At 59.1% G+C, this 15,601-nt stretch carries 11 protein-coding genes; 2 read left to right on the plus strand and 9 right to left on the minus strand.

Going from position 1 to position 15,601, the window contains the following annotated elements; all coding sequences use genetic code 11:
- Positions 1-104: 104 nt before the first annotated feature.
- Together EIK79_RS11175 and EIK79_RS11180 are read left to right on the plus strand one after the other, a co-directional pair.
- Positions 105-1,082 (plus strand): FAS1-like dehydratase domain-containing protein, encoded by a 978-nt coding sequence (locus EIK79_RS11175; protein WP_124955208.1) that lies wholly within the window; start codon positions 105-107, stop codon positions 1,080-1,082.
- A gap of 78 nt (positions 1,083-1,160) precedes the next feature.
- Complete coding sequence (locus tag EIK79_RS11180; protein ID WP_124955209.1) at positions 1,161-2,723, plus strand: class I adenylate-forming enzyme family protein; 1,563 nt, start codon at positions 1,161-1,163, stop codon at positions 2,721-2,723.
- Between the two features lie 3 nt (positions 2,724-2,726).
- Here EIK79_RS11180 and EIK79_RS11185 read toward each other — a convergent pair whose 3' ends face one another.
- The 9 genes from EIK79_RS11185 to EIK79_RS11225 form a co-directional block, all read right to left on the minus strand.
- Entirely contained in the window at positions 2,727-3,923 is a 1,197-nt protein-coding gene (locus EIK79_RS11185) for an acyl-CoA dehydrogenase family protein (protein ID WP_124955210.1), read from the minus strand.
- A 245-nt stretch (positions 3,924-4,168) separates the two neighbouring features.
- On the minus strand, positions 4,169-5,137 hold the full coding sequence (locus EIK79_RS11190; protein ID WP_124955211.1) for an MBL fold metallo-hydrolase: 969 nt from the start codon (positions 5,135-5,137) through the stop codon (positions 4,169-4,171).
- A 64-nt stretch (positions 5,138-5,201) separates the two neighbouring features.
- A complete protein-coding gene (locus EIK79_RS11195) occupies positions 5,202-6,386 on the minus strand; it encodes an acyl-CoA dehydrogenase family protein (protein WP_124955212.1) in 1,185 nt (394 codons plus the stop codon).
- A 298-nt stretch (positions 6,387-6,684) separates the two neighbouring features.
- Complete coding sequence (locus EIK79_RS11200; protein WP_124955213.1) at positions 6,685-7,770, minus strand: Gfo/Idh/MocA family protein; 1,086 nt, start codon at positions 7,768-7,770, stop codon at positions 6,685-6,687.
- A 69-nt stretch (positions 7,771-7,839) separates the two neighbouring features.
- Complete coding sequence (locus EIK79_RS11205; protein WP_124955214.1) at positions 7,840-8,757, minus strand: carbohydrate ABC transporter permease; 918 nt, start codon at positions 8,755-8,757, stop codon at positions 7,840-7,842.
- Positions 8,757-9,752 (minus strand): carbohydrate ABC transporter permease, encoded by a 996-nt coding sequence (locus EIK79_RS11210; RefSeq protein ID WP_124955215.1) that lies wholly within the window; start codon positions 9,750-9,752, stop codon positions 8,757-8,759. The genes EIK79_RS11205 and EIK79_RS11210 overlap by 1 nt, the downstream gene beginning before the upstream one ends.
- 3 nt (positions 9,753-9,755) lie before the next feature.
- Positions 9,756-11,192, minus strand: a complete 1,437-nt coding sequence (locus tag EIK79_RS11215; protein ID WP_124955216.1) for an extracellular solute-binding protein — start codon at positions 11,190-11,192, stop codon at positions 9,756-9,758.
- Positions 11,189-12,346, minus strand: coding sequence for an ABC transporter ATP-binding protein (locus tag EIK79_RS11220; protein ID WP_124955217.1), 1,158 nt, complete (start codon positions 12,344-12,346; stop codon positions 11,189-11,191). Before EIK79_RS11220 ends, EIK79_RS11215 begins: the two co-directional genes overlap by 4 nt.
- 69 nt (positions 12,347-12,415) lie before the next feature.
- Complete coding sequence (locus EIK79_RS11225; RefSeq protein ID WP_221621731.1) at positions 12,416-15,346, minus strand: glycoside hydrolase family 3 protein; 2,931 nt, start codon at positions 15,344-15,346, stop codon at positions 12,416-12,418.
- Positions 15,347-15,601 lie beyond the last annotated feature (255 nt).

A 15,601-nucleotide genomic window follows, 5' to 3' on the forward strand; every position in this document is an offset into this window, starting at 1 on the left:
ACAGTTATTGTCTTTGAAGAACCATTTCTGCTATGACACGCACTAATGGCCTAGTCGTGAGCGATCGGCATCGGAACGACCGGCTATCGGGATGGTGGTGATGGATGCCGACTAAGCCGCTGTCGACGCTCGAAGCACAGGTCGGAACGTCTCACCGCACTGTCAAGGGATTCGAGATTGAAGCTGGGAAAGTGGCGGAGTTCGCTCGGGCGATCACAGATCCCAATCCCGTGTTTTTCGACGCGCAGACGGCCCGGGATCGCGGTCACGACCGGATTCCTGCGCCGCTGACGTTCACGCGTGTCGGAACGTTTCCCCGCTACGCTGTCGAGGACGAACGCGGGTTTGATCTCGGCTTCCGGCCAGAGCACGTGATCCACGGCGAACAGTCGTATGAGTACGACCGACCCGTGTACGTCGGCGACGTGTTGGAAGGCACGACCACCCTGACCGACTGCTATCAGCGTGAGGGTGGGCGTGGTGGTACGATGACGTTCGCCGTCTTCGAGACGACGTACACCGATCAGGACGGCGACCGCGTGCTGACCGAGCGAACGACGAGCATCGAAACCACGGGAGCGATCGATGGGGATGGTCCGTCGACCGACCGGCAACCGCCAGCCCGAATGATGGAGCCGCGACCGATCCGTCCGCGTCAAACCGTTCCTGCGGAGCGAATCGATCCGGACACGGCGCTCGCAGTCGGTGACACCGGTCCGACGATTGTCGTTGAAGATCTACATCGACAGGATTTCGTCAGGTACGCGGGCGCGAGCGGTGATTTCAATCCGATTCACTACGACGAACCGTACGCCACAGCGGCGGGCAACGAGCGCGTCTTCGGACAGGGTATGTTCACGGCAGGCGTCGCGTCGCGGGTCCTCACCGACTGGTTCGGGATCGACCGGATCGCGTCGTTTAGCGTGCGGTTCCGCTCGCGTGTGTTCCCTGGTGACACGATTGTCGGCACTGGCGAAGTCGTCAATATCGGGTCGAACCGTACCGACGTGACCGTCGAATTGGAAGCCACCGCCGATGGGAAAACGCTGCTCACCGGTACGGCGACTGTCATCACTGAGTGATCGATCCCGAGAGCGGTTGCGTTCGGTACAGATCTGTATCTGGGAAAAATTTAATACTAAACCATCACATCCGATTCTATGGATCTGGAGGATGTTACTGACGGTGCCAAAGAGGGAAACGTTGCACGACTTCACCACGAGACGGCTCGTCACCACGGCGACGCTCAGGCGGTTGAGTGTCACGATCGAACGCTAACCCACGAGGAGCTTCATACCGAAAGCGCACGTTTTGCCGGCGGACTGGCCGATCTCGGCGTCGCGCCCGGCGACACCGTGCTGGTGTATCTGCCGAACTGTCCGGCGTATCTCATCGCTACGTTCGGCACGTTCATGGCCGGTGCCGTCGTTTCGCCCGTGAATCCTCAGTATCGTAGGCGCGAACTCACCCATCAACTGTCAGACACGGGGGCGACGGCTGTGCTCACACACGCCGCGTTGCTCGAACACGTTGAAACGGCGCTCGATGCGCTCGACACCGACCCGATCGTCATTGTGGTCGGGGGTAGTGCCGATCACGTCCATTCCTTCGCAGACGTTCGGAATGAGGAACTGTTTGTTAAGCGCGACGCCGACGACGTGGCGCTGTTGCCGTACACCTCTGGCACGACGGGTACACCGAAAGGTGTCCAGCTAACCCACCGAAACGTCCGGGCACAACTGAACGCCGTGCTCGCCCGCTCTCACGAACTCGAAGCTGAGGCGGTTCGAAGCCTCGTTTGGCTCCCGCTGTACCACATCACCGGGTTCACTCACGCAGCGTTGCAGCCGCTGATCCGTGGCGGGAGTGTCTGTGTACGGAGCGCCGCCGACTGGGACGCCACCGCCTGTATGGAACTGATTGAGGAAAAACGGATCACTCATTTCGTAGGCGTCACCGCGATGTACGTCGATATGGTGACTGCTGACGCGTTTGGAGCGTTCGATCTGACGAGCCTCGAAACAGCCAGTGAGGGCGGCGCGAAGATGTCTGTCGCCGTCCAACAGGAGTTCGAAACGACTGCCGGCGTGGAGATGGGTGAGGGATACGGACTGACCGAGACCCACGGCGCGACACACACTCAGTCAGGATCAACGTTCGGGTTTCGCCACGGCACGATCGGACAACCCATTCGCATGACCGACTGCAAGATCGTCGACAAGACGGGCGAAGAAGTGCCCCCCGGCGAGGAGGGCGAACTGCTCGTTCGCGGCCCCCAAGTGATGAAGGGGTATCACGACATGCCCGAGGCCACCGAGGCGGCGCTCACCGACGATGGCTACTTCCGGACCGGCGACATCGCCCGCCGTGATGCGGACAACTACTATGAGATCGTCGACCGCAAAAAGCACGTGATCGTGTCCGCCGGCTACAACATCTACCCGAGTGAACTCGAAGCGGTGCTCGACGAGCACGACGCGGTGGCTGAAGGGGCCGTCATCGGTGTGCCCGACGAGCGACGCAACGAGGTTCCCAAGGCGTTCGTCGTCCCGCGTCCCGACGCTGAGGCCACCACCGACGTGACGGCCGAGGGGATCAAGGAGTTTTTCATCGACACCGTTGCCCCCTACAAACATCCCCGGGAGGTCGAGTTTGTCGAGGAACTCCCGCGGACGACCTCTGGCAAAGTGCAGAAGTTCAAGCTCCGAAACGATACGAACTGATCGTTAGATGAGCTCGCGAGCGATGGTTCGGCGCTGGATCTCATCGGTCCCCTCGAAGATGCGGAAGACACGGGCAGTCCGGTAGTCGCGCTCGATGGGGCGGTCCTTCATGAATCCCGAACCGCCGTGGACCTGCATCGCCACGTCGGCTGCCTCGTTGTACAGCTCGGCCCCCTTGAGTTTCGCCATCGACTCCTCTTTGCGGGCACGCTCACCGTGATCGATCTTCCACGCCGCGTACCGGTAGAGCTGTCGCACCTGCTCGATCTCGGTCGCCAGATCTGCCAGCTGGAAGGAGATCCCTTGCCGGTGGCCGATCGGCTTCCCGAACACCTCCCGATCGCGGGCGTAGTCGACCGCCAGATCCAACAGGAACTGCGCTCTGCCGACGCTCGAAGCGGCGATGTTGATCCGGCCGCCTCCGATCCAGTTCATCGCGGTCTGGAACCCACGATCGATCTCGCCGAGCACCTGATGCTCTCCGACCCGACAGTTGTCGAACCGGAGTTCACACTGCCCGCCGGGCGTCAGCCCCATCGTCCGGTGGATGCGCTCGACGCTGCACCCCGGATTGTCCGCGTCGACCAGAAACGCCGAGATTCCTTCATAATCGCCCGGCTCGCCGCTCGTCCGCGCGAACACCATCGCAAAGTCCGCGTACGGCCCGTTCGTGATCCAGTATTTATTGCCGTCGATCACCCACTCATCGCCGTCTTTCTCGGCTGTTGACTCCATGTAGTGGGGATCGCTGCCGTGTGCGGGCTCGGTCAGCGCGAAACACGTCGTAACCTCCCCTGCCATCAGCGGTTCGAGATACTCCTCGCGCTGTTGCTCGTCGCACGCCAACAGAATCGGCGTCGGACCGCCCGCACCGCCCAAGATCGCGTCGTGAAACCCCGGCGGACGGTTGGCGAGGTGTTCGGCGACCAACGCCCGCGTGAGCACGTCGACGCCGCCACCGCCCACCTCCTCGGGCATCCCCATGCCATAAAAACCCGCCTCGACCGACTGCTTCCGGATCGTTTCCTGTATCTCCCGGTATTCCTCGACCTGCCGGTGGGTCTCGTCCACGATGTGGCGCTCGTAATCTTTGCTCAGAAACCGGTCGTGCTCCTGTTCGAGCGGGGCGACCTCCTGCTCGATGAAATCATCTAGGGCGCTTTTGATCTGTACCGCTTCGGACGGCTCGCTAAAGTCCATAGACAGTATGACAGAACCGTCAACTTAATTGTTACCGTGGGACACATCGACGCAACTGACAGTGTACCGTTCAATAATAGTGAACGAAATACGCTGGTCGAGAGTAGTGTTATCGCTTATCGTTACAACTGTACCTGTGTAAACCCCGGCTGAGAAACGTTTCAGTGGTTCACTGACCCGGCGATTCGCCTGCGGTTTCCGTGTTGTTACGTTCGATTACGTCGAACAAAGGTGACGTTCGGCTTTCAGATCACGGCGGCGGCTGATACCGAGTCGTTGTTCAGCGCGTATCCGTCATCGGTTGCGGTGACGATTCCGTGGCGCTGGAGATGGTCGAGGTGGGCGTACGCCTCACCAGGACCGTGCATGACGTGGATGCCTTCGAGGTCACCGAACAGGTGCGCGCTCGTCTCCCACGCGGTCGCCGGACCGTGGTCAGCTACCACGGTGCAGACCCGTTCTGCGCGTTCGCGGTGGTGATCGATGATCGACCGGGCGCGATCGGTCGGGTCCGTGATGACACCGCGGTGTCCCGGCCACACCCGTTCGAACGCCCGTGTTGCGATCGTCTCTAAGGTGTTCCGGTAACGTTCGAGCGGTCGATCGACGCGAACGTCCGCTCCGCCGACGTTCGGTGTGTACACCGGAAGCAGTGCGTCACCGCCAAACGCCGCCAGACCGTCATCAGCGTGAAACTCGAAACAGCACTGACCGGCGGTGTGGCCCGGTGCGTGAAGCACATCTAGCCGGTGTCCGGCGACATCGATGCTGTCACCGTCCGTGATCGGTTCGACCCGTTCCGGTTCGTCCATCAAGTCGTCGCTCACCTCCAGACCGGAAAGTAACGATTCGCGCTCGGACGCCGGCATCCCCCACGCCTCAAACTGCTCACGCTGTCGAGTCCGGAAGTCTTCGAGTGCCTGCTCCGTTCGACGGACCAAGGGGGCGTCGTTCTCGTGGACGTAGACGGTCGCCCCGCTTTCGCGTTGGATCGTCCCGGCGAGTCCGGCGTGATCCGCGTGCCAGTGTGTCAGAACGACGGTGTCGATCTGCTCGAAACCGATGTCGTGAGTGGCAAGCTGCGCTCGCAACGCTCGTTCGGTCTCGGGTGTCGCAATCCCTGTGTCGATCAGCGCTACTGCATCATCGTCCTGAAGGAGATACACGCTGTTCTCTCCTTCGAACTCGGCGTTTTCCAGCCGTACTGCTTCCATAGTTCGATGTCCCGTTGGACGGCTATGACAGTTACGACCGCTCTGGCTTTTGATGACAGATAGTTTATTTGTACGCCTGCATATCGGTGAGTTCGTAGCCGACTACGAGCTTCTGGATCTCTGTGGTGCCGTCCGGAATCGTCATCGTCCGGGCGTCGCGGTAGTACCGTTCGAGGGGATAGTCCTTCGAAAGCCCGTTGCCCCCGTAGATCTGCAACGCTTCGTTGGTCACTTCGATGGATTTTTCACACACCCATCCTTTCGAGAGCGATGACAGCATCCGGGCTTCTGGATCGTCAGCAGCGATCCGTTCAGCGGTGTGGCGGGTCAACAGCCGGCTGGTTTCCAGACCGGCCCGGATGGTGTAGAGCTTTTCCTGAATAAGCTGGTGTTGGCCGATCGGTTTGTCAAACACCTCCCGATCGGTCGCGTAGTTTATCGCTGCCTCGTAGGCGGCCTGCATGATCCCCACGGAGATCGTCGCCATCCCGTTTCGCATTGACGCGAACATCGTGTTTAGCGGGTTCGCGCTCGTGGCTGTCGTCCCGAAGAACGAATCACCAGACCCCATCCGACCGTCGCTCATGGCGTTCATCACCGCTCGTGACAGCTTGTTATCTTGTGGGATCCGACAGTCGTCGAGAAACATCTGCCCCGTCGGCGATCCCTTCCAGCCGAGCTTCTCAAGCTGTGTGGTTTCGAACGGCGCGGTTTTCTGATCAATGAGGAACATATCTCGGCGGTCCTGTTCGTCGTCCCACGCGACGATGAGCGCCACATCTGCGATGGGTGCGTTCGAGACCCACGTCTTCTCACCGTTGAGAACGTACTCATCGCCGTCTTTGACAGCCGTCGTATTCGGAACTTTCGTGTCGGAGCCACCATCCGGTTCCGTGATCGCAAAACAGCCGACGAGTTCGTCGTTTTCCCGTTCGGTAGCGTAGGCGTCGCGGGTCCGCTCCGAAAAGAGATCCAGCATTTCAACCACCATTGACATTCCCATCGTCACTTGGAGACTCGGCCAGACACGGGCCACCTCCTCACGGACGAGCGTGTTCGTGATCGGATCGTCGAAGGTATCTCGGGCGTACGGACCAACGTCGATCTCGGCCATCGTTTGCATGTACTCAATCGCTTCTGCTTTCGTCAAGGGTGTCCGGTCGGCCTCCGGCAACTCCGGCGCGATCTCGTTTTCTAAGAACTCACGCACTGAATCACGCACCATCCGTTGTTCTTCATCAAGTTTCATCGGTCTCAGTACGTTCCACATCGTTACCGTTCTGTGTTAAGTCTTCTCGTTAATCACGGAAAAATAATTGGTGCTCAGAGAGAAGTGATGTGCCGCTCGACCGCGACTGCTGATGTAGCCACTGTTTATACAGTATTAGATGGGGGCACTGTTTAGACAGTTCTCACTGTTCAAACAGCCCGTTTCTAGGAGAGCGAATCATCAAGATACAAGCGGGAACTTCCGCCGTTTACGGCGGGGAAGGTGACGACATACACCTCGTTACCGATACGTCAGCGGGCGATCTGAGCGCGTTGGCTCACTCGGTCGTAATCGATTGGCGTGTTTCTTCGAGCAACGACTGCACGTCGACCGGTGTTCCGGTTCGGCTGCTTTTCATCGCGGCCGCTATCAACGCCATCGACTGCAAGTTATCCTGAACGTTCGTCGCCATCGGTTCGCCGCCGTCCAGCCAGTCAACGAACTGTTCGATGAGCCACGTGTTGCCCCATTTGTCTCGGTCGTCGAGGACAACCGGAGAACCCGCCGTCGCTCGTCCACCGACGACGCCCTCCTGTTCGGGATCGTACGGATACCGAACCAACGCACGGTCATCGAGAACGAGCGTCTCGTTTCGACACTCCGCACGCAAGTAATCGCTGTTCCACCCGTTGAGGGTGACGGCGTTCGCCTTCGCGCCCTCCCAGGTTGCCCGCGCTCCGTTCTCGAACCGGAGTTGGACAAGCGCTTGGACATCGCCCTCGTATTCGGCCCATTCGGGGCACCACGTGTCGGCGTACACTGTTTCACAGCGGCTACCGGCCATGTCAGCGATAAAATCGAGCTGGTGAACCGCCCCCTCGATCATGAGCACGTCCTCCATCTCGTGGCGGAACGCTCCCCACGTCCCGTAGGAACGGGCGTTGCACGTGAATCGACCGACGAGGTAATCGAGCGGGCCGGCGTCCTCACGCCGCAGTTGTCGTCTGAACGTCGTTTTGTCCCGATCGAATCGGTGGCTCATTGTGACACCCATCTTCAGATCGGCTCGGGACACCTTCGTAGCGATCCGGACAGACGCCGCAAGCGAGTCAGCGATCGGTTTCTCGCTCAGGATGTGAAGATCGTGCTCGATGGCCGCGTCGACGATGTCTTCGTGGAGCCACGGGGGTACCACGATCGTGCAGGCGTCGGCTTCGACCGCCTCGAAGGCAGTCCGTACATCTGTGTAACACTGGTCCGACTCTAGTCCGAACTGTTCGATCGCGTTCTCGTGTTGTTCGGGATCGATGTCGACCGCAGCGACGACATCGATCAGACCGTCCTCGACGTTCTTCGGCAGATACGTCGAACACCACTGTGCACCCTGCCCACCTGTTCCAACCTGAATGATTCGATAGGTCATGGGTATGATCGGTCGAGACGGCGATATTCAATAACTGTTACTAATCCGGAAGTATGGTCGGTGGCAGGACTACTCCTTGAGCGCGCCCTGTGTGAGACCGCTGACGATGTAGTCCTGAGCAACCATCACGAGGATCGCCATCGGAACGACGCCGATGATGCTCGCAGCGGCCATCAAGTCGTAGGCCACCTGTTGACTCCCTTGGAACTGGAAAATTCCGTGCAAAATCGGGGACCAGTCACCGGTTCCGCTCACCATCAGATACGAGAAGAAAAATTCGTTATATACAATAATGAATGAGAGGATTCCCGCAGTGGCGAATCCGGGAGCCGACAGCGGGATGATGATCCGAACGAGCGCACCGAGCCGGGTTGAGCCTTCGATCCGCGCGGCGTCTTCGAGTCCGTCGGGGATCTGTGCATAAAACGTCGACAGCAGAAAGATGATCAGCGGCATGGTGAGCGCGCTGAGCGGCATGACGATGCTCCATGGGGTGTTGTACAGCATCGGTGACTGGACGCCGAGGAATTCGATGTTCGCTGTGAACAGCTGGAAGATCGGGATCAAAAACGCCACACCGGGGAAATACGAGATCACGAGCACGACTAACAACAACGGCGTGCGTCCCGGAAAATCGTATCGACCGAAGACGTAGCCGGCGATGCTGCCGACGAAGAGCACGACGATCGTCGTCAGCGTGGCGATGATGGCGCTGTTCAGCATGTAGATGTGGAAGGGGATCGTCTCGAACACCTCGACGAATACGCTCGGATGAAAGCCCTTCGGGAGCAGTCCCATATCTACGATCGATCGGTTCGGTGTCACGGCGATCACGAACAGCCAGTAGAACGGAAACAGTGACGCGAGCAGAAAGAATGCGGTCACGACGTACAGGAGCACGCGGTAGGCCGACTCTGGGCGTTCGATGGCTCGCCGTGCGTACTGCTGGATGAGGTTTCGCTCCGTGTCTTCGTTGTCTTCTCGCATCAGACACCAAGCCCCCCACCTTCCTCGCCACGGAACTGGACGAGATAGATCAGTAACAGCAGCCCGATAGCGATCGCTACGAGAAACGCGATTGCTGCCGCCGAGCCGTAGCGGTGGGCGTTCCACGTCGTCACGACGAGACAGCTCACTGTCGGCACCGTGTTACAGCTAGCGACCGTCTCGACGACGCCGTACACTTTGAGCGCCGCGATCGTCCGAAAGAGCAAGGCGACGAGGAGCGCGGGTAACACCAAGGGGAACGTGATCGTCCGGAAGCGCTGCAATCGTGAAGCTCCCTCGACTTTGGCTACCTCGTACAGCGACCGATCGATGCTCTGGAGTCCGGCGAGGATCAACAACGCCATGAACGCCGACTGCTTCCAGATGTCAGCGAGGATACTGATCAACAGCGCGTCCTGACTGTTCGCTAGCGGCGAGGCGGAAATGAGTCCGAGATCGTTCAGCGGACCGACTGCGAAGCCGATCGAGGGCTGGAACATGAGATAGAAGATCATCCCCTGGATCACGATCGGAACGGCCCACGGAAGGATCATGGCGACGCGGGCAAAGCGCCGGCCGCGAAAGCGCTGATCGAGTACCAGCGCCATCGCAAAGCCCAAGATCGTCTCCATCACGACCGCACCGAGCGTAAATAGGAGCGTTACGGGTACGGCACTCCGAAAGGGCCGACTCAGATCGAAGAAGGGCCGTCTGAGAATCGGGTTCGCTCTGCCAGTTAGTAGATCGATGTAGTTCTGTAGCCCGACGAAGCCCCCGACGAGATCAGGACTCAGTACGTTGTCGGCGTGCAATGAGAGGTTCGCCGTGTACAACAGCGGCCAGATCGCCATCGATCCCAACACGAGCAACACTGGGAGCAACATGAGATAGACGAACTGGGTTTCGCTCAGGCGTTCGATACGATCTAAAACGACGAGATCAAGCCGGTAGCTCGGTCGCCGTGTGTCCATCGATGATCTGTTTTCAATTGTCATAGCTCACACTGATCCTTCAATCCGTTCGAGTCGGTTCGCAAGCCGCTCCATTCCCGCCTCCGGTGTGGTGTCACCCATGATGACCCCGTTTGCCTCTTGGGCAACGACCTGTGACTGCTCGGGCCAGATCGCCGTTGCTGGTCTGGCGAGCGAGTGCTCGCTGGCGTACGTGAGCGTCTCCACGTACCGTCCCATGATCGACACGTCGGTCGCGCTGGCGAGCACGTCCGGGATTGGCGGGATATGACCGATAAGCGAGAAGTTTGCGAGCTGGAACGACTCGGTCGTGAGTGCTTGGAGAAACTCGACACAGGCGTCGAGATGGTCGGTCTCGGGGTTCACTGCGTAGTTCCAGCCACCGAGTGCCGCGATCGATCCACCGGTGCCGGGATATGTTCCGTTGCCGTCGGGAACGCCGTACGGAATCGGCATCACGCCCATCGACTTGCCGAGGACATCGCTGGCACCGTTGATGTTGATCGAGTACGGCCAGTTGCGCAGCGCGACCGCGTTGCCCTGCGTGAACGGTCGCATCGACGGCGAGAGTCCCCATTGGAAGGCGTCGGTCGAGGTGATTTCTCCCGTGAATCCGTCGAGGGTGTCGGGTGCGTCCGTTCCGTGGATGAACGTCCGAGCCATCCGGAGCGAGTCGAGTACGGGTTTTTCGGTGACCGTTACCGGTCGATCACCGATCGTGTAGAGGTTTTCCTCAGGATTGCCGAAATACGCACCGCCCCACGAACTCAGAAACTCGTTGAACACACAACAAGCGAGTTGCAGTTCGGAGGCGGCCTGCCAGTTGAAGCCGTACTCGACGTCGGATTGCTCGTATACGTCCGTTATTTCGGCCGCGAACCGCTTCCAGGAGAGCGGATCGGTCGCGTGCTGTTGCCAGTCGTAGCCAGCGCTTTCGACGAGATCACGCCGATACTGGATCGTCGGCAGATCGGGATACAGCGGTACGGCATAGAGGTTTCCGTCGTCACCGGTTGCCGACTGGACGCTCTGGGTGACGTACCGCTCTCGGATCCGGGCGAGTGTCTCAGCAGGGAGCACGTCGTCCAAACTCAACAGCTGTTCCCTAACGACGAACGGTCGGATCCACCCCACGTCACAAACCAACAGATCTGGGGTAGAAAGTCCAGCCGACAGCCACTGCTGATACTGGGCGAGTGAGTCGTCGGTCGTCTGGCCCGGACTCGCCATCTCGATGTGGATGTTCTCGGACATGCCCGCGTCGTGGAGGTTTCGGGTGACCTTCGAAGCGGCGTTACGCCATTCGTCGGGTGCGGTTATCTGGATCGTTGTCCCGTTCGATCCGTTCGACGTTTCTCCCCACCCCAAACAGCCAGCCAGACTGACGATTCCACCTGCACCGACTGTTCTGAGGAGCGCCCGCCGATCGACCGAACGGACCCCCCGGTGTGAACGTTCGCTCATCGTGTTGGGGTAGTCGGCTCTGAGACGATGTCGTGTGCGATCGCCTCACCCGTTGCGGTCTCAAAGAGGTGCACGCTCGTCCGATCGAAGACGATTTCGACGGATTCTCCTTCTTCGACCGCCGACTCGGAGGGAGCGCTCATCAGGAATTGCGACCGCCCCACGGTCTCATCGGCGTCGGCCCAGTCTCCACTCGTGGCTTCTTCGAGGCCGGCGTCCAAATAGACGAAGATCTTCTCTCCAATCGGTTCGAGCACGTCGACCGTCGCGTCGATCGGTTCAGTACGCTCCAGCGGTTCGGCGTCGGCAAAGTAGATGTCTTCGGGACGAACTCCGAGAGTAACGTCGGTCACGCCGTCGTAATCAGCGTCGCTGAGATCAATACGCAGGTTCTCAGAGACGAACTGTGCTCCGTCGATCGAGCCCGCAACGAAGTTCATCGACGGGGACCCGATGAAGCCGGCGACGAACTGATTGGCTGGTTCGTTATAACAGGTCAGCGGCGGGGCGATCTGTTGGAGTTTTCCGTCGTTGATCACCGCAACGCGGTCGGACATCGTCATCGCTTCCTCTTGGTCGTGGGTGACGTAGATCGTCGTCACGTCCAGTTTGCGCTGGAGCTGCTGGAGTTCCGTGCGCATGTGCACACGCAGCTTCGCATCCAAGTTGGCGAGTGGCTCGTCCATCAGAAAGACCGATGGGTTGCGAACGATCGCACGCCCGATAGCGACCCGCTGGCGCTGCCCACCGGACAGCTCGCTTGGGCTGCGCGTGAGTAGTCCTTCGAGTTGGAGCGTCTCGGCAGCTTCGTTCACCCGCCGCTCGATCTCTTCTGGGTCTGTGTTCCGGATTCGGAGTCCGTAGCTGATGTTCTTATACACGTTCATATGAGGAAACAGCGCGATGTTTTGGAAGACCATCGCAAGATCCCGGTCCTTCGGCGGAAGATCGGTCACGTCCTCATCGTCGATGAACACCTTTCCCTCACTGGGAATCGTCAATCCTCCGATCATCTCAAGCGTTGTGGATTTCCCACAGCCGGAGGGACCAACGAGCGAGATGAACTCACTGTCAGCAATATCAAGGTCGATCCTCTCAACTGCGACGACATCGTCGTACTGTTTGGTAACTGTTGCTAAACGAAGCGATCCCATACTGTTTTACAGTCTCTATTACATCATAAATAGGTGTTGGTTATTAGGAGTAATACTATTTGAAACACATCATTTGAGGCGGATCATATTGACGCGGACGGCACCGTCACGGACCACAAGACAGAGGTCCTGTCTGTTGCCGCTCGCTCCGTTCAGCGGGACTGAGTGGCTCGCGTACTCGTACTTATCATCAGTTGACGGTATGGACGTACTGCCGAGCATCCGGCCGGATGGAGATCCATGACGAAGTTCGATCGTCGCTTCTCCGGATTCCAGGCGAGCGACCGAAACGGTTGCTTCGGTCGGTTTGCTTCGGAGATCGACATCGACGAACGACACCCATGATCCATCGGACATGCCAACGACCGTTCCCTCCGCTCGTGACCGATCGAGTAGTTCGATTTTCGACCACGACCAGTCGTCAGCGTCGACTGCCCGCGTCTCCTTGGATAGATCGCGCGGTGGAATCCGATCGCCATCGACTCGGAGTGATCCGCGTAGCCGGATGTCGTCGGAGGCCGAGCCGACGAGCACCGCGTGGGTTGCCCGTTCAACGATCCGTTTTCGTCGCGTCACGTCCCAACAGGAGAACGCGCTGTGATCGATAGAGTGTTCGACAGTTGTGCTCTCGTCGGGAGCGAGGTGAATCCGCTCGAATCCGCGGAGAACACGATCCGGCCGTCGAGTTCGGGAGTGGCGCTGTGTGGTGTAGATCTGGACCACTTCGTCGGCGGCCATCGATCCAGTGTTGGTTACCCGAACCGTGATGGTCGCGTTGTCGTCCGAATCGAGCGTTCCCCGTGGGGAAACGCGTAGATTCTCATACTCGAAGCTGCTGTATGAGCGTCCGTGACCGAACGCGTACAGTGGATCCTCTTGTCCGTAGCGGTAGGTCATCCCCGCTTTGGCGATGTTGTACTCTGTTATGTCCGGGAGTTGCTCGACTGAGCGCGGCCATGTCTGGGGCAACCGACCGCCGGGAGAAACGTCTCCGACCAACACATCGGCCACTGCACGACCGGTTTCCTGCCCAGCGTGGCTTGTCCATAGGATCGAAGGAAGCTGTTTTTCCACCCCAGTGCGAACGGGATAGCTGCTTTCGATGACCAACACGGTGTGTGGCTGGGCGTCAACCACGTGCTCAAGAAGGTCCCGTTGGGACGGCGCAATGGCGAGTGTTTCGCGGTCTCGCGTTTCACGGCCGCCTATCAGGGGATGTGTGCCGACTACTACGACGGCAATGTCCTCGTCGGTCGCGGCTTCGACCGCCGTCTCGACGCCGTCGCGGCGCACCTCGCGGACGAATCGGGCGGCGTCGGACTGTCGTTCAGCGCTGGCGTGAAGCGCCCCGTCCATGATCGCCACGTACTGCTCACTACTCCGGTGTCGAAGCAGTACCCCGTCGTCAACATCAATGAACTCGAAGGTCTCTTGAACCATTTCCCACCCAGCGGGCCGCTCCGCAGAGTTGACGAGCTGATCGTCATCGACGGTCACGTACCGATCGTTCGCCGTCGCCTGGAGCGTCCACGCGGTTTCCGTCCATTGTACGGCTTCGAACAGTTGAACGCTAGGGGTGTCGGTACCGTTGAGTCTGAGAACGCCGCCGCCTTTGCCGACGCCGGCTGTGACGTACTTATCCGAGGAGCGTTCCCGAAGCGCGATCTGATCGGCACCGACGGCGGTGTGAATCTGCTCCGCCCCAAACCGGTCACGCAACCCGTCTACGGGGGTGCTCCGGTACGGCATCGTTCCGCTGTACCAGTCCTCAAACACCCTATCTGAAAGTGGACCGAGAACGGCAACACTGTCATCCTCCGAGACCGGAAGCACTGCGGGATCATTTTTCAGGAGAACGGTCTGTTTGCGTGCTGCCTCCCGAGCGAGTTCTTGATGCGCGGGCCGTCCGATGACTTCCTCGGTGAGATCTGCGTAGGGATCCTCCGACGGCGGCAAGAACTCCCCGAGCAGCGACCGAACCCGCAGGACGTGTCTGACTGCTTCATCGAGGTCTCTGTGGTTCAGGTCTCCGTTTTCCAGTGCGCCGAGTATCGCGTCAGTCGTGATCGAACTGTCAGACCCGTTCTCGGTGAAGCTATCTAATCCCGCGCGCAGTGCATGCGCACGGGCTGTCTCCTTCGATTCAAAGTACTCCTGAGCGCCGGTCAGGTTCATCGGTGCCCACGCGTCACTGACGTTCAACACCGATCCGCTGTCGGGTGCCCATTCCCGAACGAATCGGTTCAGCAACGGTGACACTGTCATTGGTCGCCCGTTGACACGGTTGTACGACGCCATCACTCCGACAGCGTTGCCCGCCTCGATCGGTGGACGGAAGAACTGAAGATAGTACTCGTGCAACAGTCGAGGCGGCAGTTCGGCGTTGGTGGTCGTCCTGTCCGTCTCGTTGTTGTATCCGATGAAGTGTTTGAGCACCGGGGCTGTTTTGAGATACTCCGGATCGTCTCCGGCGAGACCGCTTGTATACGCTGTCGCAATCTCCCCGCTTACCAGTGGATCTTCCGAATACCCTTCTTCGTTTCGGCCCCACCGGGGATCTCGGAGCGGATCGACCGTCGGAGACCAGACGTTGAGGCCGACGCCACCAGAACTCGCATTGTGTTTTCCCCGGACTTCATCACCCACCGCACTGCCGACGCGCTCAATCAGTTCCGGATCCCACGTACTCCCGAGACCGATGGCTTGAGGAAAGACAGTCGCTTCTCCGAGCCACGCAACCCCGTGCAGCGCCTCCGTTCCGGTCCGAAACGAATCGAGGTTGACCCTCGGAATCGGCGGCTGGTACTGGTGTAATAACGACACTTTCTCCTCGGTAGAGAGTCGCTCAACCAGAGCATCGACGCGTTCGTTTCTCTGTTCTGTGCCGCGAGATGGTTGCGCTTCCGTACTCTCTTTAGGGGCTGCATTCACAGTCCCTGTCAGTGCCAGACCCGTTCCGACACCGATGGCTGCGAGCAAGTTTCTACGAGTCGTATCCATCATCTTTCGAAACTCTACCAATGAGTGGTATTGAATAAATAAAAACATACCGCAGGAGTAACTGGTTCGGTTGTGCATCCCCGTTCTATTTTGCAGAATACTGATTGAAGCGTGTTCCCAACTATCGTATCATAGACGCTACGAACGACAATGTGATTACAAGCGTACTTCCGTAATAAACTATGACGGTTTCCCTGATCGAGAGCGCTGCTGAAAACGGTCATTCACACCTCATTCCTGAGAATATATCGATTG

The sequence above is a fragment of the Halocatena pleomorpha genome (assembly GCF_003862495.1).
Lineage (GTDB): Archaea > Halobacteriota > Halobacteria > Halobacteriales > Haloarculaceae > Halocatena > Halocatena pleomorpha.

Coding starts and splice junctions, on each gene's coding strand:
- EIK79_RS11175 (WP_124955208.1), top strand. CDS start 105: ATGCCGACTAAGCCGCTGTCGACGCTCGAAGCACAGGTCGGAACGTCT.
- EIK79_RS11180 (WP_124955209.1), top strand. CDS start 1,161: ATGGATCTGGAGGATGTTACTGACGGTGCCAAAGAGGGAAACGTTGCA.
- EIK79_RS11185 (WP_124955210.1), bottom strand. CDS start 3,923: ATGGACTTTAGCGAGCCGTCCGAAGCGGTACAGATCAAAAGCGCCCTA.
- EIK79_RS11190 (WP_124955211.1), bottom strand. CDS start 5,137: ATGGAAGCAGTACGGCTGGAAAACGCCGAGTTCGAAGGAGAGAACAGC.
- EIK79_RS11195 (WP_124955212.1), bottom strand. CDS start 6,386: ATGAAACTTGATGAAGAACAACGGATGGTGCGTGATTCAGTGCGTGAG.
- EIK79_RS11200 (WP_124955213.1), bottom strand. CDS start 7,770: ATGACCTATCGAATCATTCAGGTTGGAACAGGTGGGCAGGGTGCACAG.
- EIK79_RS11205 (WP_124955214.1), bottom strand. CDS start 8,757: ATGCGAGAAGACAACGAAGACACGGAGCGAAACCTCATCCAGCAGTAC.
- EIK79_RS11210 (WP_124955215.1), bottom strand. CDS start 9,752: ATGACAATTGAAAACAGATCATCGATGGACACACGGCGACCGAGCTAC.
- EIK79_RS11215 (WP_124955216.1), bottom strand. CDS start 11,192: ATGAGCGAACGTTCACACCGGGGGGTCCGTTCGGTCGATCGGCGGGCG.
- EIK79_RS11220 (WP_124955217.1), bottom strand. CDS start 12,346: ATGGGATCGCTTCGTTTAGCAACAGTTACCAAACAGTACGACGATGTC.
- EIK79_RS11225 (WP_221621731.1), bottom strand. CDS start 15,346: ATGGATACGACTCGTAGAAACTTGCTCGCAGCCATCGGTGTCGGAACG.